At 43.7% G+C, this 20,955-nt stretch carries 21 protein-coding genes; 10 read left to right on the plus strand and 11 right to left on the minus strand.

What is annotated here, in order from left to right; all coding sequences use genetic code 11:
* The first annotated feature begins 97 nt into the window (after nucleotides 1-97).
* On the plus strand, nucleotides 98-643 hold the full coding sequence (locus J8L84_RS16365; RefSeq protein WP_211071630.1) for a chalcone isomerase family protein: 546 nt from the start codon (nucleotides 98-100) through the stop codon (nucleotides 641-643).
* Nucleotides 644-911: 268 nt separating this feature from the next.
* Complete coding sequence (locus J8L84_RS16370; protein WP_211071631.1) at nucleotides 912-1,460, plus strand: DUF3833 domain-containing protein; 549 nt, start codon at nucleotides 912-914, stop codon at nucleotides 1,458-1,460.
* Nucleotides 1,461-1,468: 8 nt separating this feature from the next.
* Here J8L84_RS16370 and J8L84_RS20490 read toward each other — a convergent pair whose 3' ends face one another.
* From J8L84_RS20490 to aceK, 3 genes are all read right to left on the minus strand, one after another.
* On the minus strand, nucleotides 1,469-2,929 hold the full coding sequence (locus J8L84_RS20490; protein ID WP_211071632.1) for a HAMP domain-containing sensor histidine kinase: 1,461 nt from the start codon (nucleotides 2,927-2,929) through the stop codon (nucleotides 1,469-1,471).
* On the minus strand, nucleotides 2,923-3,606 hold the full coding sequence (locus J8L84_RS16380) for a response regulator transcription factor (protein ID WP_057789835.1): 684 nt from the start codon (nucleotides 3,604-3,606) through the stop codon (nucleotides 2,923-2,925). Before J8L84_RS16380 ends, J8L84_RS20490 begins: the two co-directional genes overlap by 7 nt.
* 67 nt (nucleotides 3,607-3,673) lie before the next feature.
* Nucleotides 3,674-5,404: a bifunctional isocitrate dehydrogenase kinase/phosphatase gene (gene aceK / locus J8L84_RS16385; RefSeq protein WP_211071633.1), complete on the minus strand. Its 1,731-nt coding sequence runs from the start codon at nucleotides 5,402-5,404 to the stop codon at nucleotides 3,674-3,676.
* 253 nt (nucleotides 5,405-5,657) lie between these two features.
* Between aceK and J8L84_RS16390 the strand changes: the two genes are divergently transcribed.
* The gene (locus J8L84_RS16390) at nucleotides 5,658-6,044 is read left to right on the plus strand and encodes a response regulator (protein WP_013782875.1); all 387 of its coding nucleotides are present in this window, start codon (nucleotides 5,658-5,660) and stop codon (nucleotides 6,042-6,044) included.
* Nucleotides 6,045-6,146: 102 nt separating this feature from the next.
* Here J8L84_RS16390 and arsB read toward each other — a convergent pair whose 3' ends face one another.
* The 6 genes from arsB to J8L84_RS16420 form a co-directional block, all read right to left on the minus strand.
* A complete protein-coding gene (gene arsB, locus J8L84_RS16395) occupies nucleotides 6,147-7,160 on the minus strand; it encodes an ACR3 family arsenite efflux transporter (protein ID WP_211071634.1) in 1,014 nt (337 codons plus the stop codon).
* A 64-nt stretch (nucleotides 7,161-7,224) separates the two neighbouring features.
* Nucleotides 7,225-7,944: an arsenical resistance protein ArsH gene (gene arsH, locus J8L84_RS16400; protein ID WP_211071635.1), complete on the minus strand. Its 720-nt coding sequence runs from the start codon at nucleotides 7,942-7,944 to the stop codon at nucleotides 7,225-7,227.
* Complete coding sequence (locus J8L84_RS16405) at nucleotides 7,944-8,414, minus strand: arsenate reductase ArsC (protein WP_211071636.1); 471 nt, start codon at nucleotides 8,412-8,414, stop codon at nucleotides 7,944-7,946. The genes arsH and J8L84_RS16405 overlap by 1 nt, the downstream gene beginning before the upstream one ends.
* A gap of 53 nt (nucleotides 8,415-8,467) precedes the next feature.
* A complete protein-coding gene (locus tag J8L84_RS16410) occupies nucleotides 8,468-8,821 on the minus strand; it encodes a metalloregulator ArsR/SmtB family transcription factor (protein ID WP_211071637.1) in 354 nt (117 codons plus the stop codon).
* Between the two features lie 206 nt (nucleotides 8,822-9,027).
* A complete protein-coding gene (locus J8L84_RS16415) occupies nucleotides 9,028-9,708 on the minus strand; it encodes a protein tyrosine phosphatase family protein (protein WP_211071638.1) in 681 nt (226 codons plus the stop codon).
* A gap of 74 nt (nucleotides 9,709-9,782) precedes the next feature.
* Nucleotides 9,783-10,559, minus strand: a complete 777-nt coding sequence (locus J8L84_RS16420; RefSeq protein ID WP_211071639.1) for a hypothetical protein — start codon at nucleotides 10,557-10,559, stop codon at nucleotides 9,783-9,785.
* 131 nt (nucleotides 10,560-10,690) lie between these two features.
* On the opposite strand from J8L84_RS16420, the gene J8L84_RS16425 reads away from it, so the two are divergent.
* Nucleotides 10,691-11,830 (plus strand): histidine kinase, encoded by a 1,140-nt coding sequence (locus J8L84_RS16425; RefSeq protein ID WP_211071640.1) that lies wholly within the window; start codon nucleotides 10,691-10,693, stop codon nucleotides 11,828-11,830.
* Nucleotides 11,827-12,471, plus strand: coding sequence for a response regulator transcription factor (locus tag J8L84_RS16430; RefSeq protein WP_211071641.1), 645 nt, complete (start codon nucleotides 11,827-11,829; stop codon nucleotides 12,469-12,471). The genes J8L84_RS16425 and J8L84_RS16430 overlap by 4 nt, the downstream gene beginning before the upstream one ends.
* 72 nt (nucleotides 12,472-12,543) lie before the next feature.
* Here J8L84_RS16430 and J8L84_RS16435 read toward each other — a convergent pair whose 3' ends face one another.
* The gene (locus J8L84_RS16435) at nucleotides 12,544-13,692 is read right to left on the minus strand and encodes an S-(hydroxymethyl)glutathione dehydrogenase/class III alcohol dehydrogenase (RefSeq protein WP_057789854.1); all 1,149 of its coding nucleotides are present in this window, start codon (nucleotides 13,690-13,692) and stop codon (nucleotides 12,544-12,546) included.
* Between the two features lie 240 nt (nucleotides 13,693-13,932).
* Between J8L84_RS16435 and J8L84_RS16440 the strand changes: the two genes are divergently transcribed.
* The 5 genes from J8L84_RS16440 (at nucleotide 13,933) to ung (ending at nucleotide 20,615) form a co-directional block, all read left to right on the plus strand.
* The gene (locus tag J8L84_RS16440; RefSeq protein WP_211071727.1) at nucleotides 13,933-14,808 is read left to right on the plus strand and encodes a LysR substrate-binding domain-containing protein; all 876 of its coding nucleotides are present in this window, start codon (nucleotides 13,933-13,935) and stop codon (nucleotides 14,806-14,808) included.
* Nucleotides 14,809-15,137: 329 nt separating this feature from the next.
* Entirely contained in the window at nucleotides 15,138-17,603 is a 2,466-nt protein-coding gene (gene thrA, locus J8L84_RS16445) for a bifunctional aspartate kinase/homoserine dehydrogenase I (RefSeq protein WP_211071642.1), read from the plus strand.
* A gap of 62 nt (nucleotides 17,604-17,665) precedes the next feature.
* A complete protein-coding gene (gene thrB, locus J8L84_RS16450) occupies nucleotides 17,666-18,622 on the plus strand; it encodes a homoserine kinase (protein ID WP_211071643.1) in 957 nt (318 codons plus the stop codon).
* A 50-nt stretch (nucleotides 18,623-18,672) separates the two neighbouring features.
* On the plus strand, nucleotides 18,673-19,959 hold the full coding sequence (gene thrC, locus J8L84_RS16455) for a threonine synthase (protein WP_211071644.1): 1,287 nt from the start codon (nucleotides 18,673-18,675) through the stop codon (nucleotides 19,957-19,959).
* A complete protein-coding gene (gene ung / locus J8L84_RS16460; protein ID WP_211071645.1) occupies nucleotides 19,956-20,615 on the plus strand; it encodes a uracil-DNA glycosylase in 660 nt (219 codons plus the stop codon). Before thrC ends, ung begins: the two co-directional genes overlap by 4 nt.
* Nucleotides 20,616-20,760: 145 nt before the next feature.
* Here the strand turns inward: ung and J8L84_RS16465 are convergent, their stop codons facing one another.
* Entirely contained in the window at nucleotides 20,761-20,937 is a 177-nt protein-coding gene (locus J8L84_RS16465; RefSeq protein WP_013782890.1) for a DUF3545 family protein, read from the minus strand.
* Between the last annotated feature and the right edge of the window lie 18 nt (nucleotides 20,938-20,955).

Here is a 20,955-nt window from a genome sequence, read left to right on the forward strand (position 1 = left end):
CGTTTTTGGTTTTTCACTTCAATGTTGGGGTTGAAGTATCTGGAGCATAAACGCAGTGGCTCAGATTTTAAACGACATATATAGAAGGTACATAAACATGTTTCAATGCCGTTTTACCTCTTTAAACCTTGTTATCGCATTAGGAATATCACTTTTGGTTCTATCGAAAAATGTGCTGGCGCAAAGCGTACCTGATTATGTAACCAAACAGGTGCCTGAGGCGAAAGTGGTGGGTAATGCTATGTTTACGTATCTTTTTTGGGACGTATATGACGCTACGCTCTATGCCCCTAAAGGAAAGTGGCAGTCTGACGCGCCATTTGCGTTAAAGCTAGATTACCAACGAGGGCTAGACGGTAAAAAAATAGCACAGCGTTCTGTAGATGAAATGCGCAAGCAAGGTATTAGCGACGAAGCAATGTTAAGTGAATGGGAAGACAAAATGGTCGCGCTTTTCCCCGATGTTGAAGACGGTGATGTTATAACCGGCGTGGCTACCGCAAACCGAGCCAGTGAGTTTTATATTAATGGCGAGCTAGCTGGCACTATTGAGGATACAAACTTCACGCAGTCTTTTTTCGATATTTGGTTATCAGAAAAAACCTCTGAGCCTAAATTGCGTAAAGCCTTGTTACAAAAGTAATAAGCATATTCTTTATGGAGCATGGGCAGCGCTCGACGCTTATTAACAAAGTTTATCAAATAAGCTTCCCAACAAGGCCCATAAATAAAGGCTATAAACACAAAAATTAACTATAAAATTAGCTAAAACGATCAGCTTATAAAAAATTAAAGCGCATTAACAAGCGCAGTGAATTGTACTTCTTTAGCGAAAGGCTTATTGAAAAAGTAAGTCGCTAAGCAGCCAGTAGCTAAGCAGACAGATATGTAAATCAAAAATCGAGGTCATAATGAAATTTATACAACGCACGGTGTTAGTCGGGCTTTTATCTTGCCTTACTCTTATAGCCGGATGTTCTACATCGGTAGATGGCAATACATACAAGCAAGTTTCACCCACGTTTAATATTGAGGAATTCTTTGCGGGCAATGTTCGAGCATGGGGAATAGTGCAAAATCGTTCCGGCGAAGTGGTTCAGCGCTTTGTAGTAGATATTGAGGGTAAAAACGAGGGCGGCACATTAACGCTAGATGAGACATTCACCTACGGAGTAGGCGAAGGGCCAAAAACTCGTACGTGGAAAATTGTAAAACAAGCCGATGGCACCTATGTGGGCAATGCGGGTGACATCGATGGCCCTGCAACAGGCACTTCATACGGTAACGCATTTAACTTTCACTACAATATGGATTTACCGGTTGATGACACAACTTACGCCGTTACCTTCGATGACTGGTTTTGGGCATTTGACGATAGTGCCATGATGAACCGCTCATACATTAGAAAGTTTGGCGTGGTGATGGCAGAGGTGACCATCTTTATGCAGAAACAACCTTAATAAATAGTTTACCTATGGTAACGGGGGAAGGTGAAAACAACACCCAACCCGTGCCCTTGCATAAGCGGGTCGTGCACAAACCACAGCTTACCTTTATGCAGCTTTATGATTGCCGAAACGAGCGATAACCCCAATCCATTTCCTTCACAGGTTCTGCTTTTATCAGCCTGAAAGAAGCGGCGTTCTAAGCTATCAAGTTCATGTTCATCAACACCCTTACCATTATCGTTTACGCTAATAATCACATGCGAAGATGTGGCGGTGAGTTGTAGCGTTACGGTTCCGCCATCAGGGGTGTATTTTATGGCGTTGTCCAATACATTTGCCACTGCTTGAAACAGCAAGTTAGGATCGCCATAGAACTGAATGTTAGACAGTTGGCTAATAAGCTTAATATCGCGGTCTTCGGCCAATGGCTGATATAAATCCTCCACATCGGTTACCATATCGCTAAGCTCAGTTTCACAAAACCCTTCTTTTTTGTGAACTGTTTCTAGTTTGCTAATACGCAAAAGACTGTTGAACATGTTTAACAGTTTGTCAGCTTCGTAGGTCGTATCGTGTCGTAGCTTTTCATCATCAATATGTTCTAAATTATTGCGTAAGCGAGCCAGCGGTGTACGTAAATCGTGGGCAATGCTGTCGCTTACCGACTTTATGTTATTTACCGCACTCTCAATGGTATCGAGCATATGATTGAACACGACCGCCAATCGACTTAAGTCATCCCAACTGCTGTCTATTTCTAATCGCTCTTCCAAATTACCGGTTCGAATAATGTAATCAGCAGTTTGTGCCATACGGTTTATGCGTTTAACCACGTAAAGTGCGACCGCAAAGCTTATGGCGCCCAATACACACAGCAAGGCAATAATTATCCAACCAAACGTTTTTCCTAACCACTGTGCACTGTATAAATCATCGATATTGCGGCCAACAAATAAAGAATAACCCGCAAGGTTTACTTCTTCGTAAAGAATGCTGTTGATGGAGTCAGAAAACGAATAGCTGTTGCTGTCTTGCGCAGTGCTGACTTCCCCACCAGTGAACGCTGGTAAGTTGATAATGCTAGTGAAGGAAGTGCCAGAGTCAACACTTGTACCCATGGCAATAGGCCACGTTGGATAATTGCCTGCTACTATCTGGTTTTCGCTGTCGCGAAGTACCACAATTAATCGAGATGGCGTAAAGGAGTGGGAGGTGTCGGTTTCGTTCGAATCTGGCAAAAGACTTGGTGTGGCTCTTGTCTGAATATTGCTGATTACGACTTCAATACCTGCTTGTTCATGTAGTAGGGTAAACGCATACGTTTCTGCATCAACCGCAGCGCTTGCCTCACGAATAAATACGTCACTACTGGCAAGACGCCAGAAGTAAACGATAAATAAAATAGCAACAAGCGCTAATGAGGTAAGTAATACCCCAACACGGAAACTAGAACTGCGGGTGAAATTACCTATTGCTAACACACAACAGGGTCCGCAATTCTGTATCCCGTGCCTCTCACGGTTTCAATCAGAGGAACGTTAAATGCTTTATCAACCTTTTGTCGCAAACGGCTGATATGCACATCGATAACGTTAGTTTGCGGGTCGAAATGATAATTCCAAACTTGTTCCAACAGCATACTACGCGTTACCACTTTTCCTTGATGGCGCAATAAACACTCTAACAGTTGAAACTCTTTGGACTGTAAGTCTATCTCAGTATCACCCCGTTGCACTTTCCTATTAACAAGGTCAAGCGTGAGGTCGCCCACTTTAATAAGTGTTTTGTCACCGCTTTCACGTTCTCTTCCTGCCAACCCTTCAACCCGAGCAAGCAGCTCTTCAAACGCAAAAGGTTTAGTTAAGTAATCATTGGCACCAGAGCGCAGGCCGCGCACTTTGTCTTCCACCTGGCTTTTCGCACTAAGCAGTAGTACAGGGGTAAGCACGTTGTCATTTCGTAAACGTTCCAAGATAGTAAAGCCGTCTAATAAAGGAAGCATTACATCTAGTACAATAACATCTACATCATCGGACAAGGCTTCAGCTAAACCTCTTTCGCCATCACGCGCTGCAACGCAGCTGTGCCCTTCACCAATAAATCCTTTTTCAATGTGAGCGGCAACCTTGGGATCATCTTCAACAAGTAGCACATTCATGATTTTGGTACTTCTAATTAATGGAGTTAAATATCAACGTTTATACATACAATCTATCGTGTTGCGATCACTTTGAGATGCTATCAGCACCCCTATTAAAACGGACATTTGCGTTGTATGGCGTAAAATGTTGAATGTCCCCACGGGCACATTTCATCTGTACTTCATGCCAGTATTCAGGGGTCATTAGGTCACCATGTAACGACTTTAAAATATCCTTAAGTATCCGTTTTCCAACAATAAAGTGCTCAAACTGCTCAGGGAAAACATCGGTTGGCCCAACCGACAACATGTCCATCGCGTAAGGGTCATCTGATTTGGGTAGCGCCCTAAAATGACGTTCGTTCATTAAACATATTTCATCATAGTCGTAAAAGATAACTCTGCCATGTCGCGTAATACCGAAATTTTTATGCAGCATGTCGCCAGGGAAAATATTCGCCATGGCTATTTGTTTAATACATAGCCCTAATTCGTTTAATGCACTGCGCACTTTATCTTCATCTTCTTCTTGTTGAAGGTACAAGTTAAGCGGCGTCATTTTGCGTTCTATGTATAAATGCCTTATGACCAGTTCGTCTTCAGTAAATTCTAGGCTAGAGGCGCAGGTTTCCTTTAACTCATCAATGAGTAATGGGTCGATACGAGACAGAGGAAAGCGAAAGTTAACGTATTCATGGGTGTCTGCCATGCGGCCGACACGATCTGACATTTTTACTAACCGGTAGCAGTCTTTAACATGCTCACGAGTAATTTTCTTACTTTCAGCAAACTCATCTTTGATGATTTTAAACACCACACCGTAAGAGGGCAGGTGGAAAACCATCATTACCAATCCTCTAATACCAGGCGCGGCCTCGAAGTGATCGTTAGTGGTATCCATATGATCGAGGAAGTTACGATAAAACACTGTTTTCCCGTGCTTGTAATGGCCCAGTGCCATGTAAAGCTCAAAGTGTTTTTTATTGGGTAGGAGTTCTTGCAGAAACGCAGCCACTTCTGCTGGGTTTTGGGTATCAGCCATGAAGTAACTTCTGGCAAAACCGAAGATAACGCTTAAATCACTTCTGTGTGTAAGCAATGCGTCTACAAACAAGGTATGCTCATCACTACGTTGCAATGAGATAACAAAAGGAAGGGTTTCTTCTGGCATGCATATTCTGCCAATAAGATACGCTGATTTTCCTCTAAAAAACGTGGGCTTTAGAAGTTCGACGGTATGAACGCTGGCCAATTGCTGTGTGGTTAATCGCTTTCTAAGTGCTTCTTCAAGGTTTTGCATGTCACGTTCGTAGTCTTCAAAAGGGATGCCGTAGCGATAGATTTTGAAAATAGACACGTACATCTCACGTACCGTGGTAGTGGTGTCGAAGCTGTGAATGACTTTATCTCGGTCTTGGCCGGGTAAAAAGCAGCGACTTGGCAATACAAACATCATGCTGTTGTCTATTTTGCGGTGCTTGAATAAACGTCCAATCACAGAATTGTAAAAGGTTTCGGCTAGCTCAAATTGCGGGTGGCCTTCAAGTTGTCGTGCGAAGGTCTTCTTTAGGTCTTGCCAAAATTCGTCATTTTTTTTGTGTACTTCAGTTAAATGGTAAACATCGGCAACGGCATCTGAAAGGCTTTGTTCGTAAATAGTAATACGCTCTTTTGACGCTAACTGAATTTCTTTCCATTGGCCTTGTTCAAACCGCGATTGGGCACCTCTCGTAATTCGAGTAAACCAGCGGTAGCTTTTATCAAAATGAGAAAGAATTTGATAAGCAACTTTTTTAGAAAGGGTGACATCCAGCATAATTTAGCCTTTAACAATAAGTGATTTTCCATGCAGCGCAGTGAGTTTTATTTTTAAGTTTGGCTGCATGTACTTTACTAAAGTAACAAAAATTTTCGATAAGCTACTGGAAAATTAGCCTAAAAGTGTTTTTTTATACTTTCGTTTAATATAGTCTTGACCTTACTTTCTTCATCCACGTATTCGACAATACTTTCGCTGCTACCAATTCTATGTGGCGATATAAGTACTTCTAGATTACTAAGAGTAGACCATGAGCTTCAACATTCTGATTTGTGATGATTCGGCGCTAGCGAGAAAAATGGCGCGCCGTAACTTGCCCGATGGATTAGCGAGTGAAATTTATGAAGCATCTAATGGTGTGGATGCGCTCGAAATAATGGGGCATCATCGCATCGACTTAGTGCTGCTAGATTTAACCATGCCGATACTCGACGGGGTAGGCGTGCTTGAAGAAATAAAGCGCCGTAAAATTGAAGTATTTGTTGTAGTGATTTCAGGCGATATTCAGCCGGTCATGCAAAATCGCGTGATGGAGCTAGGTGCGCTAGCGTTTATTGAAAAGCCGCTTAAACGACTGCCTTTAGAGACTACTTTAAAACGCTACGGGTTTATTCTGCCAGAAACCATGGCGTGCTAAAGAATACGTAATAAAGAAAAGCTAAAAATAAAGAACATTAAAAAAGGAGCTCAATGAGCTCCTTTTTGCTTTTAATCTTTCTAGCGCAAACTGATATGAGCTTTAATCGAACCAGTGGCGGGTTCTATTGGCAAACCAAACCAGCGACAACATTACAGGCACTTCAACCAACACACCAACTACAGTCGCCAACGCGGCACCACTGTGTAAGCCAAATAATGAAATGGCAACGGCCACGGCCAGTTCGAAAAAGTTAGACGTACCAATCATACAAGCGGGCGCGGCTACATTATGAGGTAGTTTCATTTTTTTCGCCGCAAAATACGCTACCGCAAAAATTCCGTAGGTTTGAATAAGAAGCGGAATCGCGATAAGCACTATATCTTGAGGTTGGGCTAATATTGTTTCTGCTTGAAAGCCAAACAGCAATACAATGGTAATTAACAGCCCAAGTACCGAGAATGGCTTTAAGCGTTCGATAATTGCGGTAACGGCTTGCTCGCCTTTTTTCTCAATCTTTTTACGGGTCACAACCCCTGCAATTAAAGGCAGTACTACGTAAAGGACAACCGAGAGAAGTAAGGTATCCCAAGGTACTGTAATGTCAGTAACACCTAGAAGCATCGCGGTAATAGGGGCAAACAAGATGATCATGATTAAGTCATTAATAGAGACCTGTACCAAGGTGTAGTTGGCATCGCCCTTAGTTAAATGACTCCATACAAAAACCATGGCCGTACAAGGCGCTACGCCAAGTAAAATCATACCCGCGATATATTCTGTAGCCGTTTGTGGGTCTACCCAGTCGGCAAAAATGCCTTTAAAGAATAACCAACCAAGCAGTGCCATAGTGAAAGGTTTGATAAGCCAGTTTACTATTAAGGTTAGCACTAGCCCTTTGGGCTTTTTACCGACATCTTTGATAGATGAAAAATCGATTTGAATCATCATGGGATAAATCATGAGCCAAATCAGTACCGCAATGACTAAATTTACATGGGCGTATTCAAGGCTTGCAATAAGCGCAAAAAAGTCAGGGAAAAGGCTCCCGACGGTTACGCCAGCAACAATACAAAGCCCTACCCATACAGAGAGGTATCGTTCAAAAAATCCCATGAGACAGCGTCCTTAATGGTTTTAATGTCTTTCGTGTTTATAGTGATAACTAGTATCGCGTCGACTAAATCGTTTTTTGGTTAACTCGCTTGCTTAATTCCTCTGCGCTTTCAACACGCTCAGAATAGCGATTAACAAGATGATCTTTGTTGTCGCGAGTCAGCAGGGTAAATTTCACCAGTTCCTCTACCACATCAACAATGCGGTTGTAATAAGAAGACGGCTTCATGCGGCCATTGTCTTCAAATTCTAAAAAGGCTTTTGCTACTGACGACTGATTTGGAATGGTCAACATGCGCATCCACCGACCAAGCACTCGCATTTGGTTCACTGCGTTAAACGACTGGGAACCACCGCTTACTTGCATTACCGCTAGCGTCTTGCCTTGAGTTGGACGAACTGCGCCAATACTTAATGGCACCCAATCGATAATACTTTTAATAATGCCAGTCATGCTGCCGTGACGCTCAGGAGAGCACCAAATTTGCCCTTCAGACCACATCATTAATTCACGAAGCTCTTTTACCTTGGGGTGGGTTTCATCTTCGGTATCCGGCTGAGGTAAGCCTGTTGGATCGAAAATTTTGGCTTCACAGCCATAGTATTCAAGCAGTCTAGCGCTTTCTTCAATCACGAGTCGGCTGTAAGAACGCGCTCGTAACGATCCGTAAAGTAATAATATGCGCGGCTTGTGTTCAGAGTACGTTTTTGCGAAATCTTCAGCACTTGGTGCAGGCGCAATGCTTGTCACTAAATTGCTGGATGGTGATGCTTGTTCAGACATTATTGCGCTCCTTTTTCTTGCAGGGCTTTTTTAACGTCTATCATGGGCATTTTGCGAGAAACGATATCACTAAGTGCGTCAACGCGTTTCTCGATAATATCGATGGTGTTATAAAACGCTTGAGCTTTCTCTGCTTCACTACCTTCTATTTTTGATGGATCTTCAAGGCCCCAGTGTAGCTTTAGCGAATTGCCGAAGTATACAGGGCAGGCTTCACCGGCTGCAGAATCACATACAGTAATAACGATGTCAGGTTGGTAGTCTTCAAAGTCATCCCAAGACTGGCTTTTAAGCCCATCAGTACTATAGCCTCGCTCGGCTAGGTACTTTACTGACAAAGGATGGACTTCACCCACAGGTTGGCTTCCCGCACTGCGCGCTTCTAAAGATGCATTGTTTGAAGCATTAGTAATGGCTTCGCAAAGGATGCTACGGCAACGGTTGTGCGTGCAGATATACAATATTTTCATTACAAAAATCCTGGTGTTTTATGTCACATATTTGAATAAAGTAGGAAGGTCGCTTAACAGCCCGAGTCACATTTAAGGTTATTCAATGCGTCTTTGATGTAATCAGCATTGCTGGTGGCCGATAAATGAAGAACCTCTTTTGCCCATGCTGGAAGGGCTGGATTTAAACGATAATAAACCCACTTACCACGGCGTTCGTCAGCCACTAGCTCGCACTTGCGTAAATCCGCTAGGTGACGAGAAATTTTAGGTTGGCTAAGATTAAGCGCTTCGGTGAGATCGCATACGCAAAGTTCATCTTTCGCACAAAGCATTAATAAGGTTTTTAGCCGAGTTTCTTCCGCTAGACATTTAAATAATGAAAGCGGTGAAAGTGAAACACATGTTGGAGATACTGATGCAGTCATTACTTATATCAAATACGTTAAATCATATATGTCTTATATCGTATATGAAATTTCGTATGTGTCAAACGCAAAAATGAGTCACCCACCATACGTGCTAGTACACAGTGGGAAAGCACTTAAAGTGCTAAGTGCCTCGCTACTAAACGAACAGTCGCTAAACAATAGCGAGTAGCCGTATAAATTTTATGAGACAAGGAATATTAAATTCAGGTTACTGGGGGGGCGGGTTCTATCTGTGGGGTTACGGTAGTGACAATGCGTGCGTTATTTTCGGCATTAAAGTCGTCGATAACCGTATTCATAAACGCAAACCATGTCTGATTAGGTTGCCAAATTGCCAGTAGGTCTTGCTTGGCAGATAGTTCTGATACACCAAGTACTGTAATACTATAAAGATAGGTAAAGACAGCGCCCCGCCAATTCAATTTACAATGTGTAAGCACTTTATCGCCATTTGAACTTCCTAGCGCCATGTAGCCTACATAATCGTTGAAGTTGGCTAGGGTGGGGTTTTCCCACTCAACCTGAACATTGTGATAGTTAAGCGATAACCCCTGGACCACTTGCTGTTCTTGCAGTCTATCGCCGGGTATTAAATCGATAACCCGATTTACGCCTTCGTCTTTTAATAATTGTAAGTGTGCAGCCGATGGCAAGCCAGAGCTTACCATGTGGTCGTTATTGACTTGGTAATTGGTTAACGAGTCGAGAGTGATTTCAATGTTAGGCGTAGTGTCAGAGCTTGTTTTGGTTTCTGCGCCAGTTGTTGCACTTGCGTTATTAGGCTCTGTGCTTTTAGCTGTTGAGGTCGCAAATGCATTATTTAGGGTAAAAGCGATAGATAAAACTGATGCCAAAACGGCTAATACCTTTATCTCTTTTTTCACAATGTTAGACACTCTCTTTGTCAAAGGTATACACTAATACGTTATTTGGGTTGTTCGCAAGTTCACTCTCTTTGTTATACATCTTTTGTTAACGAAGTTGAAGAAACCACTGGATTAAACAACGTAAAATACTTCCTACTTAGCCAAACAATAAAAGGGACGCCGATTAAACTTGGTAATACCCAGCTTCCTATTTGAAGTAAGGGGAGGTTTTCAAAGACCGCGTGCTGAAATAGTGAACGGCCACCGAAGGCGAAAAATGCTGTGTATGCTCCAATACCTGAACCAATAATATGCCCTATGTGTTGAATAACCCACTCTCCTTTGGCAATGTCTTTTTTAAATGCATAACGGGCAATACCAATACAGTTAAAAAGAGCAAGGGGGGCAAAAATTTGCGTCAAAGTAATATTGTATTTTATGCCTTGGTACAAGGCGATACTGGCTACAACAAATAGTGCGGTGGGAAGCCATAGATATTGAACCTTACGAAGTTCAGCACGGTTCGCTTTGACTTCAAGCACCCGTTTTGCGTGCCGAACGTTGTTCCAAACCAGCAGGCTTAGCATCAGTAAAAATATGTATTGGCCCTGAAGGTAAGCAAGAAAATACGCTACAGATTCAAAATGTGCTGGCATAGTCGGGAAGATAAGAAGCGGCGCTAGCAGTACTAATGACGAGCTAACTACACCACTGACGGATGTCAGTGTCATCGTAGCCAAATAAATATTACCTATCTTGTTATGATATTTTCCGCCTTTTTTACTGAGGCAGGGGCCCCAAAAGAGTAGCAGTGAAATTGCACCGCAAATAATGTGAAATATAACGATAGCACTGTGAATGTTTTGCATGACTTACACCTTAAACGTTTGATGTAGTCAGTTTGCCAATAACTTCTTTTGAGTATTAGTGCTGAAAGTCACAAGATAAAAAATGACTTTTGGCCTATGTATTTATTCCCGCTTACGTTAATAATAGGCGCATGAAAATACTAAACTTTTTTAATTTAGAGCGAATAAGTGCATTCATAACGTGGGTGTTCGTAAGCAGCTCTGCACTCTATTATTCTTTTTCATACTACGGTGCCTCATCAATTAGACCTTGGCTAACGAGTAGTGTAGTGGTGGGAATAGCGCTGTGTTTTAGTGTCGTGACACGGCGTGATATGTCACTTCCTCAATGGCGAATTCCACTGTTGGTCACAATGTATTTACTGGCAGTGGCAAGCCTGTTTTTACAGCCGTACACCTATCTCGCTATTTTCCTGGTGATATGGTCGGCATTATTGCCTTACTATTTAGCATGGAGAAAATGCTTGCCAGTGTCTGTATTGGCAGCTTTACCCCTAGGGCTCATTCACACCTTTTACTGGCAAGATAGCGACGCATGGCTTTTAGCTGCTCTATTTTGGACGTTTAATTTTTTCGCCATGATGATGTCAAATGTTGCCATTAACGAAAAATTAGCGCGAGAAAAATCTGACGAACTGAACCGTCAACTAACGAGTACTCAGCAACTTGTTCGACAAGCCGGGCAGCAAGATGAAAGGCTGAGAATTGCTAGAAATATCCACGACGTGTTAGGCCATCACTTAACCGCACTTACTATTAATTTGCAGGTGGCTTCCCTAAAAGCCAAAGGCGCTGGTCAAGATGAGGTAAAGGCACATGTAGATCAGTGTCATAGCTTAGCAAAGCTATTGCTTTCTGATGTAAGAGAAGCCGTTTCTGAAATTCGTGAAAACGCCGCGTTGGATTGGCAACAAGCAGTTAGCGCTTTGTTTAACGGCCTGCCTCGGCCACGCTTGCAATTATCTATTGCAGATAACGTTAAAGTGGAAGATGTTAGAACCGCAGATATTTTACTTCGGTGCGTTCAAGAAAGCCTAACCAATACTATTAAGCACTCTCAATCAGCGCAATTTTATGTCAGTTTATCTAAGCACAAAAATAGCTATCTATTGACACTACAAGACGAACAATCAGTGACAGAGAAAACCATAAAGCAGGGTAATGGGTTAACAGGTATGGCCGAGCGCGTAGTGCAATCAGGCGGAGTGATGAAATATGGTTTTAATAGCCAAGGTTTTCTCATTGATATTTTATTGCCGGAGCATTCATGAGTATTCGGGTTGTGTTAGTAGAAGATCAAATGTTAGTGCGCCAAGGCATTCGGTCGTTGTTAGCACTTGATAGCAGCGTTGACGTGGTAGCCGAGTGTGATGACGGCGCTCATGTTATTGATACACTTAACGCAAATAGCGCAGATATAGTGTTGATGGATATTCGTATGCCTGAAATGACAGGTATTGATGCTTTACGTGCTATGCGTAATCTTAACCTTGATATCCCCGTTATCATGCTGACCACATTTGACGATCATGAACTGGTTACCCAAGCGATGCAGTCGGGAGCGAAGGGGTATTTACTTAAAGATGTGTCACTTGAGACCCTGGTTAACGCTATTAAATCCGTCGTTGCGGGAGAAACGCTGATTCAACCAAGCGTGACAGAGAAAGTACTCAAAGGCTTGCAAGGGCTAGAGGTTAATTTCGAGTCGTTTGAGCAGCCAGAAACCCTAAGTCCTAAAGAAATAGAAATTCTACGCTTAGTTGCCGCCGGTTACAGCAATAAAGAAATATCTGAAGCGATGTTCAAATCAACCGGTACAGTTAAAAATCAAGTGTCTGCGATTATGGCGAAAATGGGGGTGCGAGACAGAACCAGAGCCGTACTTAAAGCGCTAGAATTGGGGTGGCTATAAACACAAAAGAGCCCGCATGAGTTACTCAATGCAGGCTTTTTTCCACTTAACGGTCATGGTGACAGCTACGTGCTATTTATTCATATGAACAACAGAGCGAATACTTTCACCTTTGTGCATTAAATCGAATGCATCGTTAATTTCATCAAGCCCCATGGTGTGGGTGATGAATTCTTGCAATCCAAATTCGCCATCTAGATAACGCTCAACAATGCCTGGTAGCTCAGAACGACCTTTAACACCGCCGAACGCTGAACCACGCCATACTCGGCCAGTTACAAGCTGGAATGGGCGAGTAGAGATTTCCTGACCCGCACCGGCAACACCGATAATCACCGATTCGCCCCAACCTTTATGGCAGCACTCTAACGCCGAACGCATTACGTTCACATTACCAATACACTCAAATGAGAAATCAACACCGCCGTCAGTCATTTCAACAATGACTTCCTGAATAGGCTTGTCGAAATTTTTAGGGTTTATAACGTCAGTCGCGCCAAGTTGTTTGGCTAAGTCAAACTTACTTTCGTTAATATCAATACCAATAATGCGGCTAGCGCCAGCCATACGGGCACCAATAATGGCTGAAAGCCCAATGCCACCTAAACCGAAGATAGCAACGGTATCGCCTTCTTTCACTTTTGCAGTATTAAGTACTGCGCCCATACCGGTAGTAACACCGCAGCCTAACAAGCAGACTTCTTCAAGGGGCGCTGATTTATTTACTTTCGCCAATGAAATTTCAGGTAAAACAGTGTACTCAGAGAAGGTAGAACAACCCATGTAATGATAAATTGGCTCACCGTCTTTCGAGAAACGGCTGGTACCGTCTGGCATTAAGCCTTTACCTTGGGTTTCACGTACTGCTTGGCATAAGTTAGTTTTGCCAGACGTACAGAATTTACATACACCGCATTCTGCTGTGTATAAAGGAATAACATGGTCGCCGACTTCAACAGAAGTCACGCCTTCACCAACCATTTCAACAATACCGCCACCTTCGTGGCCAAGTACTGAGGGGAAAACACCTTCTGGATCGTCACCTGAAAGGGTAAATGCATCGGTATGACACACGCCAGTGGCAACAATACGTACTAGCACTTCGCCTTTCTTTGGAAGCTCTACGTCTAGCTCTTCCATTTTTAATGCTTCACCTGGGCCCCAAGCAACAGCTGCTTTAGACTTAATATGAGTCTGACCTTCTTTCAATGCTAATGTCATGGCATGCTCCTAATATAATACAGCGTGGGTAAACAGCACGATGCCGCTACCTGTAATGTCTACGTTATGAGATAGATTATAGACCTGAGGTCTGGTTTTATAAATACAGATTTGGTAATTCATTATTACTTGAGTGTAATAGTTTGTTGGTGTTTAATGATTAGCTAAATGGGTCTTCTGATATTTTTTACTAACCATAGCGCCAAGCTAGAAACGCTAGAGTCAATAAAGGTTAACGCCATGTCGTGGGAAGGTATTGTTGAATTTTGCGCTGTGGCTAGTACCGGCAGTTTTACTGCCGCAGCGGCTAAGTTAGACACGTCTGGTGCGCAAATCAGTAGAAAAGTCGCCAACGTGGAAAAGCGTTTGGGGGTGAAGTTATTTAACCGCACTACTCGAAGTGTGTCTTTAACCCAAGCTGGGCATATTTATTTTGAGCAATGCCAACCCGCACTGAAAGCTTTAGAAGATGCTGAACTGAACGTGAGCCAACTTCAGAAAGTGCCCCAAGGACTGATTAAGCTTACTGTGCCCGTCGCCTTTGGCGAGGCCTTCATTGCGCCGCTAATTAATCAATTCTTAAAAAAATACGAAGGCATAGAAGTAGAGTGCCGTTTTACTAACGACACTATGGATATTATCGACGAGGGCTTTGACCTTGCTATTCGCATTGGCAATTTAGAAGACTCGACAATGGTGGCCAAAAAGCTGGCTACTCGGCAGCTATATGTTTGCGCCAGCCCTGAATATTTACATGCTTTTCCTGCACCGAAGAGTACCGACAAGCTAAGCGAACATCAGTGCTTAGTAGGTTCACAGCCTCATTGGCGCTTTCATTATAATGGGCAAGTGCAGACAGTACGGGTAAAGGGGCGAGTGAAATATAACAGTGGTAATGCGCTACATCATGCTGCCTTAGCCGGGCTGGGCTTAGTACAACTGCCTGGTTTTTATGTGCGTGACTCGCTAGCAACAGGCAAGTTAATTGAAGTGCTATCGCCCTATCGAGACAAGCGAGAGGCGGTATGGGCATTGTTCCCATCAAATAGGCATTTAGTGCCAAAAATACGCTTGTTAGTTGATTTTTTATCGGCGAAGTTAATTGATGATGAATAGTGGGTTTCGCTATATTATCTGCCACTTATAATGGATTATCGCTGAAATCGAAACGTGAAATGGTTTGTGTTTCACTTTTTGCAATACAGTATGGTGAAAACTGCGGTTGACAGATAGACGTCTATACGGCAAATTGACCCTATGAAAACGATTCTTCTTATTGGCACCACCGGCATTATGATTACCACCTTAAAACGGGCGGTCGCTGGCTAGTGCAAGTAAGCATAAGACAACGAAAGCCCGCCCTCACAGAGAGCGGGCTTTTTTTTACTCACGTCATAGTAACCGTTAAAAGCAGTAACCTGGCGTAACCGATATAGGAGCAGCACATGAAAGTCTTAAAGTTTGGGGGCTCATCACTTGCCGACGCACCGCGCTACTTGCGCGTGAACGACATTAGCACGGCCACCCACCAAACAGATGGCGCTGCAGTGGTACTTTCTGCCCCTAAAGGGGTGACGAATGCATTGTCACTTTTATGTGAGCAAGCAGCCGCTGGCGAAGATTTCCACCCTCTATTTGAAAAATTGACGTCTACCGTGACCGGTATTGCTGATGCACTAAATGAAGAGCTCAGCGGCTTCGCCCACGCCGATGTTACCGACTTTATTCATGCGCAACTGCGTGTACTTAATCAGCACCTTGATGGCATTAAATTGTTAGGTGTCGCACCTGACAATATTGCAGCCGGTATATTAAGTATTGGTGAGTACATCTCGGTAACACTATTTAGCGGTATCTTAACGGCCAAAGGCGTGAAAAACCGTATCATTGACCCTGTGACTTACATTCTTGCAGAAGGTGAGTACCTAGACAGCATTGCCGATGTTTCATTAAGTAAAGCCCGTTTTACTGATGTGCCTGTCGATGGTAGTGAATTATTAGTCATGCCTGGTTTTGTTGCTGCGAACGAGGCCGGTGAAAAAGTAACACTGGGTCGTAATGGTTCTGACTACTCAGCGGCTATCTTAGCGGCTTGTATCGACGCGAGTTGTTGTGAAATCTGGACTGATGTAGACGGTGTTTATAATGCCGATCCGAATCAGGTCGAAGGCGCAGTGCTTCTTGATAAGCTTACTTATCAAGAAGCCATGGAGCTTTCTTACTTTGGTGCGAAAGTACTTCACCCTAAAACTATTGGGCCAATTGCACAGCATCACATTCCATGCCTAATTCGTAATACGCTTAATCCTGCGGCACCTGGCACGTTAATTAGTAATGAAGCCAGTGAAAAATGGACCTCGGTTAAAGGCATCTCTCAACTTGAAAATGTCACTATGTTCAACGTGGCAGGCCCTGGCCTTAAAGGCATGGTTGGCATGGCGAGCCGTGTGTTTGAGGTGATGTCGAATGCCAATATTTCTATAAGCCTAATCACTCAGTCGTCTTCTGAATACTCAATAAGCTTCTGTATTCAAAGCAAAGATGCTGATCGCGCATTAAGCTTGTTAGAAGATGCGTTTGCGTTAGAGCTGCAAAACCAATTGTTAGATCCTATCGAAGTGCGCCACGACTTAGCGATTGTTACCTTAGTGGGTGACGGTATGCGTCATGCGAAAGGCTTGGCAGCGCGCTTCTTTAACTCGTTGGCGCAGGCTCGCGTTAATAACGTGGCGATAGCACAAGGCTCTTCAGAGCGTTCTATTTCAACAGTTATTGAAAATAAACGGGCTAAAAAAGCCGTTAAGGTTATTCATCAGAATTTTTTCTCAGATCGCCATACCATTGATGTATTTTTAGTAGGGTGTGGCAACGTGGGAACTGAGTTATTAAGCCAAATTGCAAAACAGCAGCCAGCTTTACTTAATCGTAATATTCAGTTGCGCGTGTACGGTATTGCCAATAGCCGTAAGTTGTTACTCAACAGCCAAGGTATTGACCTAAACCAAGACTGGAAACCTGCATTAGATGCGGCCAGCGAAGGGCTTTCTGTTGAACGTTTGCAGCAGTTTGTGAACGATAACAGCTTAGTAAACCCAGTTATTGTAGATTGCACTAGTCACGATGCTATTGCTCAGCAATATGTAGACATGATGGAAAATGGTTTTCACGTAGTGACACCGAACAAGAAAGCCAACACCAGCTCAATAGAGTACTACCGCAAATTGAAAAAGACGGCATTATCTACCAACCGTCAATACTTGTACGAAACTACGGTAGGTGCGGGCTTGCCGGTTATCGATAACCTTCAAAAGCTATTTAGTGCCGGTGATGTATTGCATCGTTTCGAAGGTATATTGTCAGGCAGTTTATCTTACGTATTTGGTAAGTTAGAAGAAGGCATGTCTTTGTCGCAAGCTACAGGCTCAGCTAAAGACAATGGGTATACCGAGCCAGATCCCCGTGATGACTTAAGTGGTATGGACGTTGCGCGTAAACTGCTTATTATGGCCCGTGAAGCAGACTTAGATCTTGAGCTTTCTGATATTGAAATTGAATCAGTATTACCAGCAGGTTTTGCCGAAGACTGCTCCATTGATGAATTCATGACACAGTTACCTGAACTTGATGCTGAATTTGCTAAGCGTGTAGATGCTGCAAAAGCCGAAGGAAAAGTACTTCGCTATATTGGCAGCATTGAAGGCGATAAGTGCAAGGTAACTATTCAAGCAGTGCCTGCGTCTAACCCATTATCGCAAGTAAAAGACGGCGAAAACGCGTTGGCCATCAACAGTGATTATTACCAGCCTATTCCTTATGTTATTCGAGGCTATGGGGCAGGTGGTACGGTAACGGCTGCAGGTGTATTTGCAGATATACTACGTACTATGCCATGGAAGCAAATGGCACACTAATTGGCGCTGCTTTTAGAACAAAAGAGCCACTGAAGTTAAAAGAGTAATTAAAGAAAAGTATTATGAAAGCATTACGAGCATATGCGCCAGCATCTATTGGCAATGTAAGTTTAGGGTTTGATGTACTAGGCGCCGCACTTGCCCCTATTGATGGCACGCGCTTAGGCGACGAAGTCGATATTGAAAGTGCCGATACCTTTTCGTTAAACACGGTTGGCCCTTTCGCACACAAATTGCCTGGCGACGCCGATAGCAATATTGTGACGCAATGCTATCACTACTTTTGTGCGCAAATGGAAAAGGTGGGTAAAACCACCACACCAGTGGCGATGACCTTATCTAAAAACTTGCCTATCGGCAGTGGATTGGGGTCGAGCGCAAGCTCAATTGTTGCTGCCTTCGTTGCGCTAAATGCTTTTTTCGATTATCCCTTTGATGAAGACACTTTGTTGACCATGATGGGCGAATTGGAAGGGCAAATCAGCGGTAGTATTCACTACGATAACGTAGCGCCATGTTTTGTTGGCGGTATGACATTGATGACAGGCGCTACGTCGCCAGTTACCTTGTCGCTACCTTTAGTGAAAGACTGGTATTATGCTATTTGTTATTCTGGTATTAGCGTATCTACGGCGGCCGCCCGCGACATATTACCCAAGCAAGTTGACATGGCCACAGCGCTAACGTTTGGTCGCCAGTTAGGGGTGTTTGTACACGCCTTACATGCAGGTGAAAATGAGCTCGCTGCGTCGGTGATGAAAGATGTGATTGCTGAACCCTATCGTAAACAGCTATTACCGGGTTTCGATGACGCAAGAGCCTTCAGCGAGCAAGAAGGCGCGTTAGCCTTTGGTATTTCGGGTTCAGGTCCAACGGTATTTGCCGTGTGTGACAGTAAAGAAAAAGCGCAGCGTATCGTTGCCTATTTAGACGAACATTATATTCAAAATGAAGATGGCTTTAGCCATGTGTGCCAAATCCCTGAGCAGGGAACCACGGTTGGCCCTATCGCTCAATGAAGTGATACAGCAGCTAGATGTTACGGCACAACGAAAAAAGGTATTAAAACGTGGAATTGGTTAATTTAAAAGATGCACAGGACACTGCCTCATTCTCTGAAGCAGTTAAAAGAGGGTTGGGTAAACAACAAGGTTTGTATTTCCCTACTCATATTCCGAAACTAGAAAACATTGATGAACTGCTTGAAATGCCGTTCGCAGAGCGCAGCATAGCGGTACTTCGTGCCATTATTGGTGATGAGCTTAACAATGGCGAACTAGAAGAAATCATAAATACTGCGTTTGCCTTTGGCGCGCCGGTAGAGCAAGTAAGCGACAATGTTTATACCTTGGAGCTTTTCCACGGGCCCACGTTGGCGTTTAAAGATTTTGGCGGTCGCTTTATGGCGCAGACCTTATCAAGAATTAGTGAAGGTAAACCGGTCACTATTCTTACTGCCACCTCTGGAGATACAGGGGCTGCGGTAGCGCATGCGTTCCACGGTATTGATAATATCAATGTGGTTATTTTGTTCCCTAAAGGGAAAATTAGCGCACTGCAAGAAAAGCTGTTTACCACCCTTGGTGGCAATATTCACACAGTTGCCGTTGAGTCTGACTTTGATGAATGTCAGTCGCTAGTGAAGGCCTCATTCGACGACCCGGATATTCGTGAAGGTTTACACCTTAACTCAGCTAACTCAATTAATATCAGTCGCTTGCTAGCTCAAGTGTGTTATTACTTTGAAGCGGTAAGTCAGCTACCTAAAGAAAAGCGCGACCAACTGGTTATCTCGGTACCAAGTGGTAACTTTGGTAACCTAACTGCCGGTATGATTGCTAAATCAATGGGCTTGCCGATTAAACGCTTTATCGCTGCTACTAACGCCAACGATACTGTGCCTCGCTATTTAAAAACCGGCGAGTGGGCGCCGAAGAAGACAGTCGCTACCATGTCGAATGCAATGGATGTTAGCCAACCTAACAACTGGCCGCGCATTGAAGCCCTAATTGAGCAAGGCTATGTAGATAAAAGCTGCTTAAAAGGCGAAATGGTAGATGAAGAGTACACTCAGTTAGCCATGCGCCAATTAGCACAGCTGGGCTACACCAGTGAGCCTCATGCGGCTATTGCTTACCGTGCAGTAAGCCACGACCTAGAAGACGGCGAAATCGGTCTATTCTTGGGAACTGCACACCCTGCAAAATTCCGTGAGACGGTAGAAAACGTGCTGGGTACACCTATCAGCTTACCTAAGCCGTTAGCTGATGTAGCCGGTGAAGACAGCCTGGCGGTTGATTTGCCTGCCTCTTACGATGCTTTAAAACAGCATATGTTGGATTTACTAAAAGCGTGACCACATGGGCACAAGCATTGGGCGGTGAAGAAGACAAACCTTACTTCAAAGCCTTAATGCAAAAAGTAGCATCTGAACGTGAAGCGGGTAAAATTATTTACCCGCCTTCGGAAGATGTATTCAACGCACTGAACATAACACCGCTTGAAAAGGTTAAGGTAGTGATATTAGGGCAAGACCCTTATCACGGGCCACATCAAGCCCACGGCTTATGCTTCTCAGTTTTACCAAATATTAAAACACCCCCCTCGCTGGTTAATATTTATAAAGAATTGGCCAACGATATTAGCGACTTCTCAATTCCAAATCATGGCACCCTTACCCCTTGGGCAAAGCAAGGCGTACTGCTGCTTAATACGGTATTAACGGTAGAGCAGGGCAAGGCGCATAGTCATGCTAAGTGGGGCTGGGAAACCTATACCGATGCGGTAATAGAGGCGGTTAACACGCACGCAGAAAACGTGGTGTTTTTATTGTGGGGCAGTCACGCACAGAAAAAAGGCAAGCATATCGATCGCACTAAGCACTGTGTGCTGCATGCGCCGCATCCGTCACCATTATCAGCTTACAGAGGCTTCTTTGGCTGCAAACATTTTAGCGACACCAATGCCTACCTAACAAGCAAAGGGCTCTCACCCATTCATTGGCAGGTATAGTGTATGGCAGCCTCTGGCAGTTATTGCCTCTGGAAAGCACAGCGAGTGACTAAAAGCCAGCGTCAGCCATAGTACTTATGCAGCGTCGAAAGTTAAGAAACCTGAAAGTAAAAAGGCCGCCTGTTATTAGCAGGCGGCCTTTATATTATCTTTCCAGTGTTTCTAACTCGTATTCGAAACCACAATCGAGTTCAGAGAGCTCCTTTTCCAGTTTGAAGCGATCTTGAAGCGCTTCAATCTCTCTCCACTTGCGTTTTTTACTTTTTGTTTTCGCTGGGCTTGCTTCAATATCTAGCATGGCAAATAAGTCTGATTTGTCCACTGGGATTCTCCTTTTTAT

Origin of the sequence: Alteromonas sp. MMG017 (genome assembly GCF_018100795.1) — a bacterium.
Taxonomy (GTDB): domain Bacteria; phylum Pseudomonadota; class Gammaproteobacteria; order Enterobacterales; family Alteromonadaceae; genus Alteromonas.